Genomic DNA, 16,139 nt, shown 5'->3' on the forward strand with positions numbered 1-16,139 from the left:
GACGGGAAATGAGGTTTCTGTGACGCAAAGTGAGCTGACAGTTTCTGAGGCTGCCCGTAGCGACGGGAAAGAACCAAGCGATGAGTTGCTGGAGTGTTTGAAAACTGTTGCTTCCTACCATCAACACGATGTGTCATCTGAGGCTTTGAAGGCTGGCTTACCGTTAGAACAAGGTCGGCTTATTCCCTCGGTGTTTGGGCGAGCAGCTTCGCGGGCAGGGTTAACCGCTAAAATTGTAAAAAGTAAGTTATCAGCGCTTAACCCCGCCTTATTTCCCGCTATTCTCTTGCTGGAACCGGGTCGTGCGTGCGTACTATTAGGGCTAGACCTTAAACAGCAAAAAGCACGGGTTATCTTCCCTGAACTTTCCGAGGCCGATATAGACGTGCCTTTGGAAGAGCTATATTCAGGCTACAGTGGCGAGGCCATTTACGTACGCCCCAAGTTTCGTGCAGATAATGCCTCAGAGCCGGGTGTTAAAAAGCGCCGGGATCAGCACTGGTTTTGGGGTGTTATTCGCGAGAACAGGCGGCTATATCGCGATATCGTGCTCGGCTCCATCGCCATCAACATGTTTGCACTGGCGATGCCGCTGTTCGTGTTGAATGTCTATGACCGCGTAGTGCCTAATCAGGCGACAGAAACCCTCTGGGTGCTGGCGATCGGTATTTTTATCGTGCTGTGTTTCGACTTAGCCCTGCGTTTAATGCGCAGCAGCTTTGTTGATTTGGCCGCCAGCCGGGCTGATGTCAAACTCTCCTCTTCAATCATGGCGAAAGTGCTGGGGATGCGCTTAGAGGCGCGCCCGGCATCGACCGGCTCGTTCACGGCCACGCTGCAATCGTTTGAGTCCGTGCGGGCGTTTATCGGTTCTGCCACCATCATCGGCATCGTTGATTTGCCCTTCGTGCTTCTCTTTGCTGCCATTATTGCGCTCATCAATCCCTGGCTAGTACTGCCCGTGCTGGCCGGTATTGTGTTTGTGTTGCTCTATGCCTTAGCGGCCCAAGGAAAGCTGCATGAGCTTTCACAAACCACCTGGGAAGTGGGCGCCCAGCGTAATGCGCTGCTGGTTGAGTCGGTTTCTCAGCTGGAAAATGTGAAGGCACTGCGAGCAGAAAGCCGCATTCAGCGGCATTGGGAAAAAGCGTCTGCTTTTCTTTCCAGAACCTCTGCTCAACTACGGTTGGTTAGCACCTCCGTCTCTAATGTTGCCCAGTGGGCTCAGCACAGCGTAGCCGTGTGCGTCATTATTGTGGGGGTTTACCAGATCATCGAAGGCAACCTGACCCAGGGCGGCCTGATTGCCGCCTATATGCTCTCATCCCGCGCTATGGCACCGATTAGCCAAGCCGCCGCTTTATTAGCGCAGTATCACCAGTCTTCGACGGCATTAGAGTCGCTGAATAACGTGATGGATAAACAAGTCGAGCGGCACGAAGGCAAAGCGTATGTAGAAAAGCCGAGTGTTTCGGGCAATATCCGTTTAGAAAAAGTGACGCTACGTTACCCTAATGAAGAGCGCGAAGCGCTGCGTGATGTCTCTATTGCTATAAAAGCGGGTGAGAAAGTGGCACTGCTGGGCCGCATTGGTTGCGGTAAATCCTCCCTTAATAAGCTGTTATTAGGGTTTTATCAGCCGACGTCAGGCGCAGTGCTGGTTGATAATGTCGATATTCGCCAGTTAGACCCGCTACAACTGCGCCGACATATTGGTTATGTACCCCAAGATGTGAGTCTGTTTGCCGGCTCATTGCGTGAGAACATAGTGGCAGGGGGTGGAAGCGACCGTGTCGATGACGAAGCGCTACTCAGAGCTATCGACATCGCTGGCCTTGAGTCGCTGGTTAATAGCCACCCGAATGGCGTCGATCTTCAGGTAGGCGAGCGGGGCCAAGCCCTTTCTGGTGGGCAAAAGCAGGCCGTGGCTATCGCGAGGGCGTTAGTGCAAGACCCGCCTATTCTGCTCTTGGATGAGCCTACAAGCTCGATGGACAACGCCAGCGAGGAAGCTTTCAAAGCCAATTTAACGAAAGTAGCCGCAGGCAAAACCATCTTAGTCGTTACCCACCGCACCTCGTTACTTTCCCTCGTGGATCGCATCATTGTGATGGATGCCGGCAAAGTCGTTGCGGATGGCCCCCGTGATACGGTCGTTGAAGCACTGCGCAAAGGTCAGATTGGGAGGGCGTCGTAGTGGCTAAAAAGTCCTCTTCAACCTCAGAGCAAAAAGGCTTCGAAGCCATAGGGCGCTTCTCGGAGAAAGGCCAAAAACCGTTTCGTCCCTTCATGGATCGCCTCTTTGCTCGGCGTGTGACATCGGCGCATCTCAATCGAGATTGGGCGAGCGACACTGATTGGGCGCGCATGCAGCAAGAGCCCATCCGCGCTCGGCTATTCCTTTACACCGTTCTGCTGACCATTATCGCGTTGGTGGTATGGGCCTATTTTGCTCCTATCGACGAAGTGACCCGTGGCTCAGGACGGGTAATCCCTGCTAGTCAGCTACAGCGTATTCAGTCGTTTGACGGCGGAGTGATAGAGCAGATCATGGTGCGAGAAGGGCAGGTAGTCAGTGCAGGCGAAGTGCTGATGCAAATTGACCCCACCCGGTTCGTGTCAGATTTTCGGGAAAACCGTGCACAGCGGTTTGCACTGGAAGCCCGAGCAGAGCGGTTACGCGCACTAGCGACCAATACAGCGTTTGAACCATCCGATGAACTACGCCAAGAAGTGCCTAGCATCGTGATGCAAGAGCGTGAGGTGTATGTAAGCAGGCGAGAGGAGCTTAGAGAGCAAGAAAATGTCCTCGAAGATCGTATTCGCCAGCGTCGGGAAGAACTGAGGGAAGCGCAGGCGCGGCGGGATACTGCCCAGCGTGAAGCCAGTATGGCTGGACAAGAACTAAATTTAACCCGCCCCCTGCTTGCCTCGGGTGCTGTTTCAGAAGTCGAAGTGCTTCGCCTACAGCGTGAAGTATCCCGCGCTACCGGTGAGCGTAACCAAGCCGATGCCGCCGTCTCTCGCTTAGAAGCCGCAGTAGAAGAAGCACAAACGCAGCTGCGCGAGTTAGGCGCAGAGCGAAGGAGTGAGTGGCGCAACGACTTAGCCCAAGTGCTGGGTGATCTCAATGCGCTTCAGCAGTCGGGCACGGGGTTGCAGGATCGCGTGCGGCTTACCGAAATTCGCTCGCCCGTTGATGGTGTGGTACAGCGGCTGCATATCAACACCATTGGTGGTGTCGCCCAGCCGGGCCAAGAGGTCGTCGAGATTGTTCCCAGCGATGAGCAGTTATTGGTAGAAGCGCGGATTGCACCCCAAGATATCGCGTTTCTGCACCCTGGGCAGCCAGCTACTATCAAACTGACAGCCTACGATTACGCCATTTACGGTGGGTTACAGGCAGAGCTTGATCATATTAGCGCGGACACGATTACTGATGACGAAGGCAATACATTTTATCTAGTGCGCGTGCGCAGTTCTGAAGATGAAAACATCGCCGAGCGGCTTCAGGTCATCCCCGGGATGACGGCACAGATAGATATTGTGACAGGGAAGCGAACGGTGATGCAGTTCCTGCTTAAACCCGTTTTAAGAGCATGGCGAGATTCCATGGGGGAGCGCTAATGACACATTGGTTTGTAACAACAGATGGCAGTCTAAAAGCCCGTTGGAAAAAAGCGTTTCCCGAGGCATTGGCCTTAACTCCTAGCACGCTAGGCGTCCACCTTCAGCCCAGCGATGTGGTCTGGTTGCTAACGACAGTGGCCGAGTGGGATACCCTCGTTGCCAAAGTGAACGCGCAAAAAGCAACTGCGGTCGTGATGAGCTATTCCCCCGATGATCGAGAGGCGTTAAAAGCGCTCGATTTAGGGGCAAGAGGCTATGTGCATACGCTTGCCGCTCCCGAGGTGCTTAACCAAGTCTCGCTAGTGGTTAGCAATCAGGGCGTTTGGGTGGGGCAAGCGCTGCTGGCCAAAGTGCTAGGCGGCACTTTCAAAGCATTACAGCAGCGTGGTGACGTGAGCGACTATCAATTCAGTGAGTGCTTGCAGCAGTTGACCGAGCGTGAGCGCGGTGTCGCGCTCGCGGTTGCCAAAGGAGCGACTAATAAAGAAGTAGCACGCCAGTTGGATATTACCGAGCGTACGGTGAAAGCCCACCTAAGTGCGATTTTTAAGAAGCTCACAGTGCGAGACAGGTTACAGCTGATATTAAAGCTGGCGCCTGTCTCAGAACAAATAACCAACTCATAGCCCTTAATAGTAACTAGTTACACTCATGAGATAGCCATGCCGATACCTGAAGCGCGCCTCCTAACAAGGCGCGCTTTTTGTCCATCGGTACAATACTTTTCTGTTGTCTTACCTCCTACTATCGATACATATGCCGCTACTCGGTTTAGTGCCAATGCACTAAAGCAGCGGCCCCATATTGGTGATCGAGGAGTGACACATGGCAGCTGCAACCGTTATTGCAATTACTGGTCAGGCTTGGGCGCGTGATGAAGCGGGCAATCTACGCGAACTGCGTGTTGGCGACGTGCTACAGGAAGGCGAGGTATTAATTACCTCGGCAAACGGCCAGGTACAGTTAGATTTTGCTGATGGCAGCGGTGCCAGCGTTGTGGAAGGTGGGCAAGAAGTTGCCGTCACTCCTGAGTTAGACAGTGATCTTATCGTCGCTACCGAAGAAGCCAGCGCGATGGACGACGACCTCGACACGCTGCTGGCGGCACTTGATGAAGAAGGCGACCTTCTTGACATACTTGACGCCACCGCAGCCGGTGCTGGTGCTGGCGGCGGTGGTGGCGGGGGCAGCAGCTTCGTGCGTGTTGCCCGCGTTGCTGAAGAAACCGACCCGCTCGCGTTTAGTACTGAAGGAGGCTTAGAAGGCGCCGAGTTTTTTGAGCTTGATGGTGGAGCCGTCGCTGCTGCGGATGGTGTAGCAGAGGATGATGCGGTCTCTCCCGAGCCAGAGCCAACCCCTGAGCCAGAGCCAACCCCCGAGCCAGAGCCAACCCCCGAGCCAGAACCGACCCCTGAGCCAGAACCGACCCCTGAGCCAGAGCCGACCCCTGAGCCAGAACCGACCCCTGAGCCAGAGCCGACCCCTGAGCCAGAGCCGACCCCTGAGCCAGAACCGACCCCTGAGCCAGAGCCGACCCCTGAGCCACAGCCGACACCTGTGCCAACTGTTGAAATTACAGCCTTCGTTATAGATTCAACTAACAATACCGTCAGCAGCGAACTGACCGGCACCGCCACGAATGCCACCAGCGTGGACGTCATCGTGACGGGCCCCAATGGCGAAGTGTTCTCCGGCAACGTCCCGGTTGAAGACGGCATCTGGAGCGTAGATCTGGGCACTGAGCTACCCGCCGGCGAGTACAGCGTTTCAGCCACGGCGCGTGATGACGCAGATAACACTAGCTCCCCGGTGAGCGCGGAAAGCGGCTATACGCTGCCGGACGTCTCGATCGACAGCTTCGATATCGTAGCCAGCGAGTTTGTAGACGGTGACTCTGGCGAGACAGCCGCGACGCTGGACATTACCAATGTAAGCAACGCTACCGGCGTGCAAGTCACCATCTCGGCAGAGGGAGAAGATGACCAGACCTTCACTGCTACCAACGACGGTGACGGCAACTGGAGCGTTGACCTATCTGGCGGCACCTTTAATGAAGGGGTCACCTACACCGCCCAGGCGGTGGCCACCGATGCCAACGCCAACACGGCCAGCTCAGCAGAGCTGACCGCTGACTTTGGGCTGCCGACGGTATCAATTGAAAACTTCGATATCGTAGCCAGCGAGTTTGTAGACGGTGACTCTGGCGAGACAGCCGCGACGCTGGACATTACCAATGTAAGCAACGCTACCGGCGTGCAAGTCACCATCTCGGCAGAGGGAGAAGATGACCAGACCTTCACTGCTACCAACGACGGTGACGGCAACTGGAGCGTTGACCTGTCCGGCGGCACCTTTAATGAAGGGGTCACCTACACCGCTCAGGCGGTGGCCACCGATGCCAACGCCAACACGGCCAGCTCAGCAGAGCTGACCGCTGACTTTGGGCTGCCGACGGTATCAATTGAAAACTTCGATATCGTAGCCAGCGAGTTTGTAGACGGTGACTCTGGCGAGACAGCCGCGACGCTGGACATTACCAATGTAAGCAACGCTACCGGCGTGCAAGTCACCATCTCGGCAGAGGGAGAAGATGACCAGACCTTCACTGCTACCAACGACGGTGACGGCAACTGGAGCGTTGACCTGTCCGGCGGCACCTTTAATGAAGGGGTCACCTACACCGCTCAGGCGGTGGCCACCGATGCCAACGCCAACACGGCCAGCTCAGCAGAGCTGACCGCTGACTTTGGGCTGCCGACGGTATCAATTGAAAACTTCGATATCGTAGCCAGCGAGTTTGTAGACGGTGACTCTGGCGAGACAGCCGCGACGCTGGACATTACCAATGTAAGCAACGCTACCGGCGTGCAAGTCACCATCTCGGCAGAGGGAGAAGATGACCAGACCTTCACTGCTACCAACGACGGTGACGGCAACTGGAGCGTTGACCTGTCCGGCGGCACCTTCAATGAAGGGGTCACCTACACCGCTCAGGCGGTGGCCACCGATGCCAACGCCAACACGGCCAGCTCAGCAGAGCTGACCGCTGACTTTGGGCTGCCGACGGTATCAATTGAAAACTTCGATATCGTAGCCAGCGAGTTTGTAGACGGTGACTCTGGCGAGACAGCCGCGACGCTGGACATTACCAATGTAAGCAACGCTACCGGCGTGCAAGTCACCATCTCGGCAGAGGGAGAAGATGACCAGACCTTCACTGCTACCAACGACGGTGACGGCAACTGGAGCGTTGACCTATCTGGCGGCACCTTTAATGAAGGGGTCACCTACACCGCTCAGGCGGTGGCCACCGATGCCAACGCCAACACGGCCAGCTCAGCAGAGCTGACCGCTGACTTTGGGCTGCCGACGGTATCAATTGAAAACTTCGATATCGTAGCCAGCGAGTTTGTAGACGGTGACTCTGGCGAGACAGCCGCGACGCTGGACATTACCAATGTAAGCAACGCTACCGGCGTGCAAGTCACCATCTCGGCAGAGGGAGAAGATGACCAGACCTTCACTGCTACCAACGACGGTGACGGCAACTGGAGCGTTGACCTGTCCGGCGGCACCTTTAATGAAGGGGTCACCTACACCGCTCAGGCGGTGGCCACCGATGCCAACGCCAACACGGCCAGCTCAGCAGAGCTGACCGCTGACTTTGGGCTGCCGACGGTATCAATTGAAAACTTCGATATCGTAGCCAGCGAGTTTGTAGACGGTGACTCTGGCGAGACAGCCGCGACGCTGGACATTACCAATGTAAGCAACGCTACCGGCGTGCAAGTCACCATCTCGGCAGAGGGAGAAGATGACCAGACCTTCACTGCTACCAACGACGGTGACGGCAACTGGAGCGTTGACCTGTCCGGCGGCACCTTCAATGAAGGGGTCACCTACACCGCCCAGGCGGTGGCCACCGATGCCAACGCCAACACGGCCAGCTCAGCAGAGCTGACCGCTGACTTTGGGCTGCCGACGGTATCAATTGAAAACTTCGATATCGTAGCCAGCGAGTTTGTAGACGGTGACTCTGGCGAGACAGCCGCGACGCTGGACATTACCAATGTAAGCAACGCTACCGGCGTGCAAGTCACCATCTCGGCAGAGGGAGAAGATGACCAGACCTTCACTGCTACCAACGACGGTGACGGCAACTGGAGCGTTGACCTGTCCGGCGGCACCTTTAATGAAGGGGTCACCTACACCGCTCAGGCGGTGGCCACCGATGCCAACGCCAACACGGCCAGCTCAGCAGAGCTGACCGCTGACTTTGGGCTGCCGACGGTATCAATTGAAAACTTCGATATCGTAGCCAGCGAGTTTGTAGACGGTGACTCTGGCGAGACAGCCGCGACGCTGGACATTACCAATGTAAGCAACGCTACCGGCGTGCAAGTCACCATCTCGGCAGAGGGAGAAGATGACCAGACCTTCACTGCTACCAACGACGGTGACGGCAACTGGAGCGTTGACCTGTCCGGCGGCACCTTTAATGAAGGGGTCACCTACACCGCTCAGGCGGTGGCCACCGATGCCAACGCCAACACGGCCAGCTCAGCAGAGCTGACCGCTGACTTTGGGCTGCCGACGGTATCAATTGAAAACTTCGATATCGTAGCCAGCGAGTTTGTAGACGGTGACTCTGGCGAGACAGCCGCGACGCTGGACATTACCAATGTAAGCAACGCTACCGGCGTGCAAGTCACCATCTCGGCAGAGGGAGAAGATGACCAGACCTTCACTGCTACCAACGACGGTGACGGCAACTGGAGCGTTGACCTGTCCGGCGGCACCTTCAATGAAGGGGTCACCTACACCGCTCAGGCGGTGGCCACCGATGCCAACGCCAACACGGCCAGCTCAGCAGAGCTGACCGCTGACTTTGGGCTGCCGACGGTATCAATTGAAAACTTCGATATCGTAGCCAGCGAGTTTGTAGACGGTGACTCTGGCGAGACAGCCGCGACGCTGGACATTACCAATGTAAGCAACGCTACCGGCGTGCAAGTCACCATCTCGGCAGAGGGAGAAGATGACCAGACCTTCACTGCTACCAACGACGGTGACGGCAACTGGAGCGTTGACCTGTCCGGCGGCACCTTCAATGAAGGGGTCACCTACACCGCTCAGGCGGTGGCCACCGATGCCAACGCCAACACGGCCAGCTCAGCAGAGCTGACCGCTGACTTTGGGCTGCCGACGGTATCAATTGAAAACTTCGATATCGTAGCCAGCGAGTTTGTAGACGGTGACTCTGGCGAGACAGCCGCGACGCTGGACATTACCAATGTAAGCAACGCTACCGGCGTGCAAGTCACCATCTCGGCAGAGGGAGAAGATGACCAGACCTTCACTGCTACCAACGACGGTGACGGCAACTGGAGCGTTGACCTGTCCGGCGGCACCTTTAATGAAGGGGTCACCTACACCGCTCAGGCGGTGGCCACCGATGCCAACGCCAACACGGCCAGCTCAGCAGAGCTGACCGCTGACTTTGGGCTGCCGACGGTATCAATTGAAAACTTCGATATCGTAGCCAGCGAGTTTGTAGACGGTGACTCTGGCGAGACAGCCGCGACGCTGGACATTACCAATGTAAGCAACGCTACCGGCGTGCAAGTCACCATCTCGGCAGAGGGAGAAGATGACCAGACCTTCACTGCTACCAACGACGGTGACGGCAACTGGAGCGTTGACCTGTCCGGCGGCACCTTCAATGAAGGGGTCACCTACACCGCTCAGGCGGTGGCCACCGATGCCAACGCCAACACGGCCAGCTCAGCAGAGCTGACCGCTGACTTTGGGCTGCCGACGGTATCAATTGAAAACTTCGATATCGTAGCCAGCGAGTTTGTAGACGGTGACTCTGGCGAGACAGCCGCGACGCTGGACATTACCAATGTAAGCAACGCTACCGGCGTGCAAGTCACCATCTCGGCAGAGGGAGAAGATGACCAGACCTTCACTGCTACCAACGACGGTGACGGCAACTGGAGCGTTGACCTGTCCGGCGGCACCTTCAATGAAGGGGTCACCTACACCGCTCAGGCGGTGGCCACCGATGCCAACGCCAACACGGCCAGCTCAGCAGAGCTGACCGCTGACTTTGGGCTGCCGACGGTATCAATTGAAAACTTCGATATCGTAGCCAGCGAGTTTGTAGACGGTGACTCTGGCGAGACAGCCGCGACGCTGGACATTACCAATGTAAGCAACGCTACCGGCGTGCAAGTCACCATCTCGGCAGAGGGAGAAGATGACCAGACCTTCACTGCTACCAACGACGGTGACGGCAACTGGAGCGTTGACCTGTCCGGCGGCACCTTTAATGAAGGGGTCACCTACACCGCTCAGGCGGTGGCCACCGATGCCAACGCCAACACGGCCAGCTCAGCAGAGCTGACCGCTGACTTTGGGCTGCCGACGGTATCAATTGAAAACTTCGATATCGTAGCCAGCGAGTTTGTAGACGGTGACTCTGGCGAGACAGCCGCGACGCTGGACATTACCAATGTAAGCAACGCTACCGGCGTGCAAGTCACCATCTCGGCAGAGGGAGAAGATGACCAGACCTTCACTGCTACCAACGACGGTGACGGCAACTGGAGCGTTGACCTGTCCGGCGGCACCTTTAATGAAGGGGTCACCTACACCGCTCAGGCGGTGGCCACCGATGCCAACGCCAACACGGCCAGCTCAGCAGAGCTGACCGCTGACTTTGGGCTGCCGACGGTATCAATTGAAAACTTCGATATCGTAGCCAGCGAGTTTGTAGACGGTGACTCTGGCGAGACAGCCGCGACGCTGGACATTACCAATGTAAGCAACGCTACCGGCGTGCAAGTCACCATCTCGGCAGAGGGAGAAGATGACCAGACCTTCACTGCTACCAACGACGGTGACGGCAACTGGAGCGTTGACCTGTCCGGCGGCACCTTCAATGAAGGGGTCACCTACACCGCTCAGGCGGTGGCCACCGATGCCAACGCCAACACGGCCAGCTCAGCAGAGCTGACCGCTGACTTTGGTTTGCCCACGGCCGAGATCACTATCAATATCATTGCCGATGACGACGTAATCAACGCCGAAGAGTCAGGACAAGACGTCATCACTGTTAGCGGTACAGTAGGGGGTAGCGTGAAGGTCGGTGACGAAGTCACACTGACTGTCAACGGCAAAACCTTAACAGGTGACGTATTCGAAGATGCTGATGGAAATTTAGTTTACAGCGTAGACGTTAACACCGGTGATCTGATCGCCGACAATAATGTTGAAGCGAGCGTTACGGCGACAGATGAAGCGGGCAACAGTGCGACTGACTCAGAGACGCGCATGGTTTCTGTGGATAACACGCCCCCCATCGCTGATCCGGTGCTCACCAATGCTGATTTCTTCACCGAAAGTGATAAAACCCCAGAAGGGGTTGTAACAAATCCCTTATTCTTCCGCAGCTTCAAGGTTGGGGGTGGTGTAGATGAAGGTGAAACTACGCCAACAGTTCGAGAGAATGATCCTTCTCTCGGCGGTGAAGATAGGGAAACAGATGAAGTAGACCTGAACTTTACCCTTATATCGCTACCTATTTACGGCAAACTCTATTTGGATGCCAACGGTAACGGTACTTTCAGTGAGGCTGAGGTGGGTACTGAATTCAGTAAATTCAGTACTATCTCTGAACTGTACTGGGCAGTGAGCGCTAGCGAAGCGGCTGAAGAGGGCGTTGCACGTAGCCTCAATTTCAATAGGGGGAGCGAAGCCTCTGATTGGGAGAATACCGGTGTTTCAATATATGCCTATGGTTTTGACGGTCAGCAAAATAATGATTTGTTGAGCTTTCAGTCGAATGGCATGGGGGTAAGAGATAGCTCTGGCGTGCAGAACGAAGTGCCTACACAACTTGGTTTCCGTGGAGTAGGTTCTCAGACTATTGTTGTCGACTTTGATAAGCCTTCAATGAACGCAGAGGTGTCTGTTAGAAACCTAATTGCTAATGAAGGTGAAGTAGGGCGTGTTGAAGCTTGGCTCGATGGTGAGCAGGTTGGGTCGTGGACTTTTAGTGGTATTAACGGAGCAGAGCTAAACGACGTGCCGGTTGATTTCAATACAGGTGGCAGCAATGGCAGCTTTAGTCTGCCGGATGGCACCATTTTTGACCAGCTTAGGTTCACGGCAACTGAATATGCTGACGGTTATAGCGCTGGTACAAACAGTACAGATAGCAGTGACTACTTTATTGCAGGTATTTCCTGGAGTGAGCTGGCTTCGGCCAACTTTGAGTACAGCGTTACAGATGAAGCGGGCAATACTAGCGGTTCAGTGCAGGTATTGATAGATCCGATGGAAACCGATACGGAAGTTCCGGAATTTTTTGATACCCCTCCCCACATCCTCGGCCTCGACGGCGGCGGTGCTGATGTCATCCTCAACGAGAAGAACCTTGGCGATGGCACCGATCCTGATACATCAGCTCTCACTCAGAGCGGGCAGTTCACGCTTGTAGCTGCCGCCGGTATAGATAAGCTGGAGATCGGCTCTACCGAGGTGACTTTGGCTCAGTTGGAGTCTCTTGGGACTACACCAGTCGAGCTTGTTTCCGACTCTGGCAATATCCTGACGTTGACGGGCTTTGACGCTAGCACCGGAATAGTCTCTTATGAATACACCTTGGTGAGTAATCTTGATCATGCGTTAGGCGATGGAAGAAATTCATTAGGCAAGGAGTTCGATATCGTTCTCTTTGATCAGCTTGGCCGTGATATATCTGCCACGCTGGATGTAGAGATCATCGATGATGTGCCTGAGTTTGATGAGGCTGGCATCAACGATGTAACGGTTTCCGCCGCTGAAGGTAGTGAGGCATCCGGTGAACTCAATCTGATTATTGGTGCTGATAGCGACGGTTCGTCAGTACAGAACGTTACTTTGAAAGAGAGTGGCGGCTTTATTCAGGTGGACTATACCGATGACGGCTCTTCCAATACTACATTCTTGACCTCAGGTGGCAGCAAGCTGCAGTACGAGTTTAACCAAGAGAGCCAGCAGCTAATTGCTTTTAAAGAGGGTGGGGATAGCAGTAGCCCGGTCTTCACCATTGACCTAAATATTAATAGCGGCAGCTATGAGCTAAACGTAATCGAGGCTTTAGATCCCGTGGCTGCCAGTTTTGGAACCACTGTTACGGGCATTAAAGGTGGTGGTATTGACGGTAATTTGGAAATTGATAGCCCGAATCTGGAGGTATCGTTTAGTTCATCTGGTGGGAATGTTAATTGGTCAACCAATGGTATCGGAGTTGATAATAACTTAATTAATGATGGCCAAACATTGGTAGCGAATTTTAGTCAGCAACTGACAAAGCTATCGTTTGAGATGGGCAAAGATGGGGCAATGAGCTGGGAGATTTTCAGTGCTGGTACGTCGGTTGGCACTGGTTCTGCATTGAATGTTGATTATCAACAAGGCTTTGACGAAATTCGCTTCTACGGTAGCTCTAAAGGAGGTCAATATAATGTTAATAATTTTAGCGGTGAATTCCTTGATACGCTTCTCCCGTATGAGTTGCCGGTAAATGTAGCTGTTCAAGATGGTGATAATGACGAAGCTTCGAGCAGCTTTGACATTACTTTTGAGCCAGTTGATTCCACAATCGACTTGGCCCCAGCTCCAGTGCCAAATTATCCTGTTATTCGTGGTCTTGGTGTCCAAGGTGGCGATGTTATCGTCGATGAAGCTTGGCTCGAAGGCGGCACGCATGAAGGTGATGGTAGCTTGATACAGAGCAGTTCCTTCACTTTAGAAGCTGAAGGCGGCATTCGCTCGCTGACAGTTGCTGGGGAAGAGATTACCTGGGAGCGCTTGCAAAATCTTGCCAATGAAGGTCCTGTGGTAATTGAATTGTCCAGTGGCAATATTCTAAGCATTACTGGCTTTGCAGGGGATCTCTATGGTGGTGACGTCAGTTATACCTACGAGCTCAAATCCAACACGCTAGAGCATGATGAGCAAGGGACAGATAATGTCGGTAAAGAAATAACAGTCGCATTGGAAGATCGTTTCGATAATATAGTTGAAGCAGATATATCTGTGGTGATTGTTGACGATCTACCTAGCGAATCCGGCGATAATAGCTCGATAACAGTGCCTGTCAGTGAACTAGCTGTTGGAAACTTAAATGCAACATGGGAAAACCTAACAGCTACTTCAGGTAGTGGTGGAGTCACAACAAATACTAATGCGGCAGGCATATATATTAACTGGGGTGGGGGCGGCTCTGGCTACGATTTTACCTATGCCAGTAGTCTTACTGACTCTGAAGGTGTGGGTGCTGATAAATTGTTCTCATTAGGTACGTTGACGCATAACAACTTTGTGAGTAATGCGGGTAGCAGTTCACTTAATACGGTTGATCTCAACGTTACATTTAAGGTTATGATTGATGGTGTGGCAAAAGAGGTGTCCACGGTTATTCAGCTTGAGCATGATGAAACGGTCAATAGTAACCCAGACATTTCACATCCCGATAACGACGATGTGATCAAAATTTCCAATCCAGGACAGTTGCAGAATGTTCAGGTAGGTGACCGCGAATTTATTCTAAGCATTAAAGGCTTTATGGATAATGGCAACCTTGTCGATACGGTCTACACCACTGAAAGACAAGCAAGTTCTTTTGAACTGTTTGCAGAAATTGTGTCAACCGATGATCTGCCGGTGTTGAATGGTCAAATTGAAGAGCCTTTCTGGGGCGCCGATGGCCCAGATGATGAAGATCCATTGTTATGGTCGACTGAATTAGGTAACCAGGCAGTTGCTGAAGGGCAAACGCTGTCTATTCAAGGTCAATTTGGCACGTTGACCGTAAGTGATGACGGTAACTATACCTACGAAGTTAATCGCGAAACCCGTGACAGTATGAACATCGGTGATGTAGAGCAGGATGTGTTTAGTTACTACCTGCGAGATGCCGACGATGACACGGTAAAGTCAACGTTAACCATTACCTTGGAAGGCACGGTTAACTCCATTGAGCTGGAGAGCCAACAAGCAAGTGCTGAGGTCAATAATGAATCTGTGACGCCAGACCCAGTGTTGGAAGAATCAACATCTGATTACTCACTTGATAACCGAGATGGGTCATTTGGGTTTTTTTCCAACAATGGTTATAAGGCCGTACAATGGACTGAAGGATTCAATATTGGCGAAGACGCTGAAAGTGGCTCTGGTCGCTTTAGCGCTGACGTTGATTTGGATTCGCCCGGTAGATCAAGCGCCTCTCTTACTTGGTCCTTAGAGAAGGAAGGGGCATCAGGAGATTGGGTCATTTTAGAGAGCGGTAGCGGCTCTGTAGATGTTAATGGCCTTGAGGCTGGAAATTACAGAGTTACTTTCAACGCGGAGGTTGAAGGTAGAAGTTGGAAAAGTACAGGGATAATTTCTGGTTATTATCAATACCCGTCTGTTGAGGTGGAGAATATTGTATCCAGTTTCCAACCTGGCTCCTATGAGCAGCTTAACATCGAGTCGTTTACTGGCAACGTGCTCGAAGGCGCAACACCAGGCTCCATTAATTCTACGCTCAGCGTCAAACTACCCGACGGGGAGTGGCAGCTCGTGGGTGAAAACGGCCTTACCTTAGTCGGCCTGTATGGAACGCTGGTCATTCAGAAAAATGGCAGCTATACCTACACGCCTGAGGCCAATGCCGCTAACGTGGGTATGTCAGAGTCTTTTGAGATTAAGCTAACGCATCCCGACTCCACTGATGAGAGGCCCTTCACGGCGGAGGCGACATTAACCATCAATATTGGTGGTAATGCCGAGCCAAACAGCGACGAGATAAGCGGTATTCAAGCCACCGGTTTTGGGCTCTTCGCGATGGAAGACCTGGATGCGCTTGTTGCTGAAGAGGGTGGTGCTTCTAAAGCCGAAGAAGATATTCTTTCTGAAGACGATCAAGACGATCAAGACGATCAAGACGATCAAGACGATCAAGACGATCAAGACGATCAAGACGATCAAGACGATCAAGACGATCAAGACGATCAAGACGATCAAGACGATCAAGACGATCAAGACGATCAAGACGATCAAGACGATCAAGACGATCAAGACGATCAAGACGATCAAGACGATCAAGACGATCAGGGCGATCAGGACGATCAGGACGATAAAGAAGATAAAGGCGATCAGGACGATCAGGACGATAAAGAAGATAAAGGCGATCAGGAAGACGCTGCCGAGAAGTCATCTTCTGGTGAAGGTGAGTCGTCAGAAGAGACAGAATCATCCACGAATACTGCAAGTGAAGGTGGATTAGGCCTTGATGATGTGATCAATGGCGGTGAGGATATCTTTACTGAACCAGGATCTGATTCAGCGACGCCAGTCAAAAATGTAGAAGGAGAAGGTGCTACCGCCCCTTACACCCAGTATCCTGGCGTTGATATTGATACCTCTACTAAAAATATTGAACCGTAACCAAGCGCTCTAACTCTAGCCCTACT

4 protein-coding genes are annotated in these 16,139 nt (G+C 53.4%); all 4 read left to right on the forward strand.

Annotated elements, in window-relative coordinates; genetic code table 11:
* The first annotated feature begins 19 nt into the window (after nt 1-19).
* Nucleotides 20-2,197 carry a type I secretion system permease/ATPase gene (locus LOS15_RS03110; RefSeq protein ID WP_263068041.1) on the forward strand — a complete coding sequence of 726 codons (2,178 nt, stop codon included), beginning with the start codon at nt 20-22 and terminating at the stop codon, nt 2,195-2,197.
* On the forward strand, nt 2,197-3,627 hold the full coding sequence (locus LOS15_RS03115; RefSeq protein WP_263068042.1) for an HlyD family type I secretion periplasmic adaptor subunit: 1,431 nt from the start codon (nt 2,197-2,199) through the stop codon (nt 3,625-3,627). The genes LOS15_RS03110 and LOS15_RS03115 overlap by 1 nt, the downstream gene beginning before the upstream one ends.
* On the forward strand, nt 3,627-4,256 hold the full coding sequence (locus tag LOS15_RS03120) for a response regulator transcription factor (protein ID WP_263068044.1): 630 nt from the start codon (nt 3,627-3,629) through the stop codon (nt 4,254-4,256). Before LOS15_RS03115 ends, LOS15_RS03120 begins: the two co-directional genes overlap by 1 nt.
* 199 nt (nt 4,257-4,455) lie before the next feature.
* Nucleotides 4,456-16,113, forward strand: a complete 11,658-nt coding sequence (locus LOS15_RS03125; protein WP_263068045.1) for a BapA/Bap/LapF family large adhesin — start codon at nt 4,456-4,458, stop codon at nt 16,111-16,113.
* The last annotated feature ends 26 nt before the right edge of the window (nt 16,114-16,139 follow it).

Origin of the sequence: Halomonas sp. 7T, assembly GCF_025643255.1 — a bacterium.
Taxonomy (GTDB): domain Bacteria; phylum Pseudomonadota; class Gammaproteobacteria; order Pseudomonadales; family Halomonadaceae; genus Vreelandella.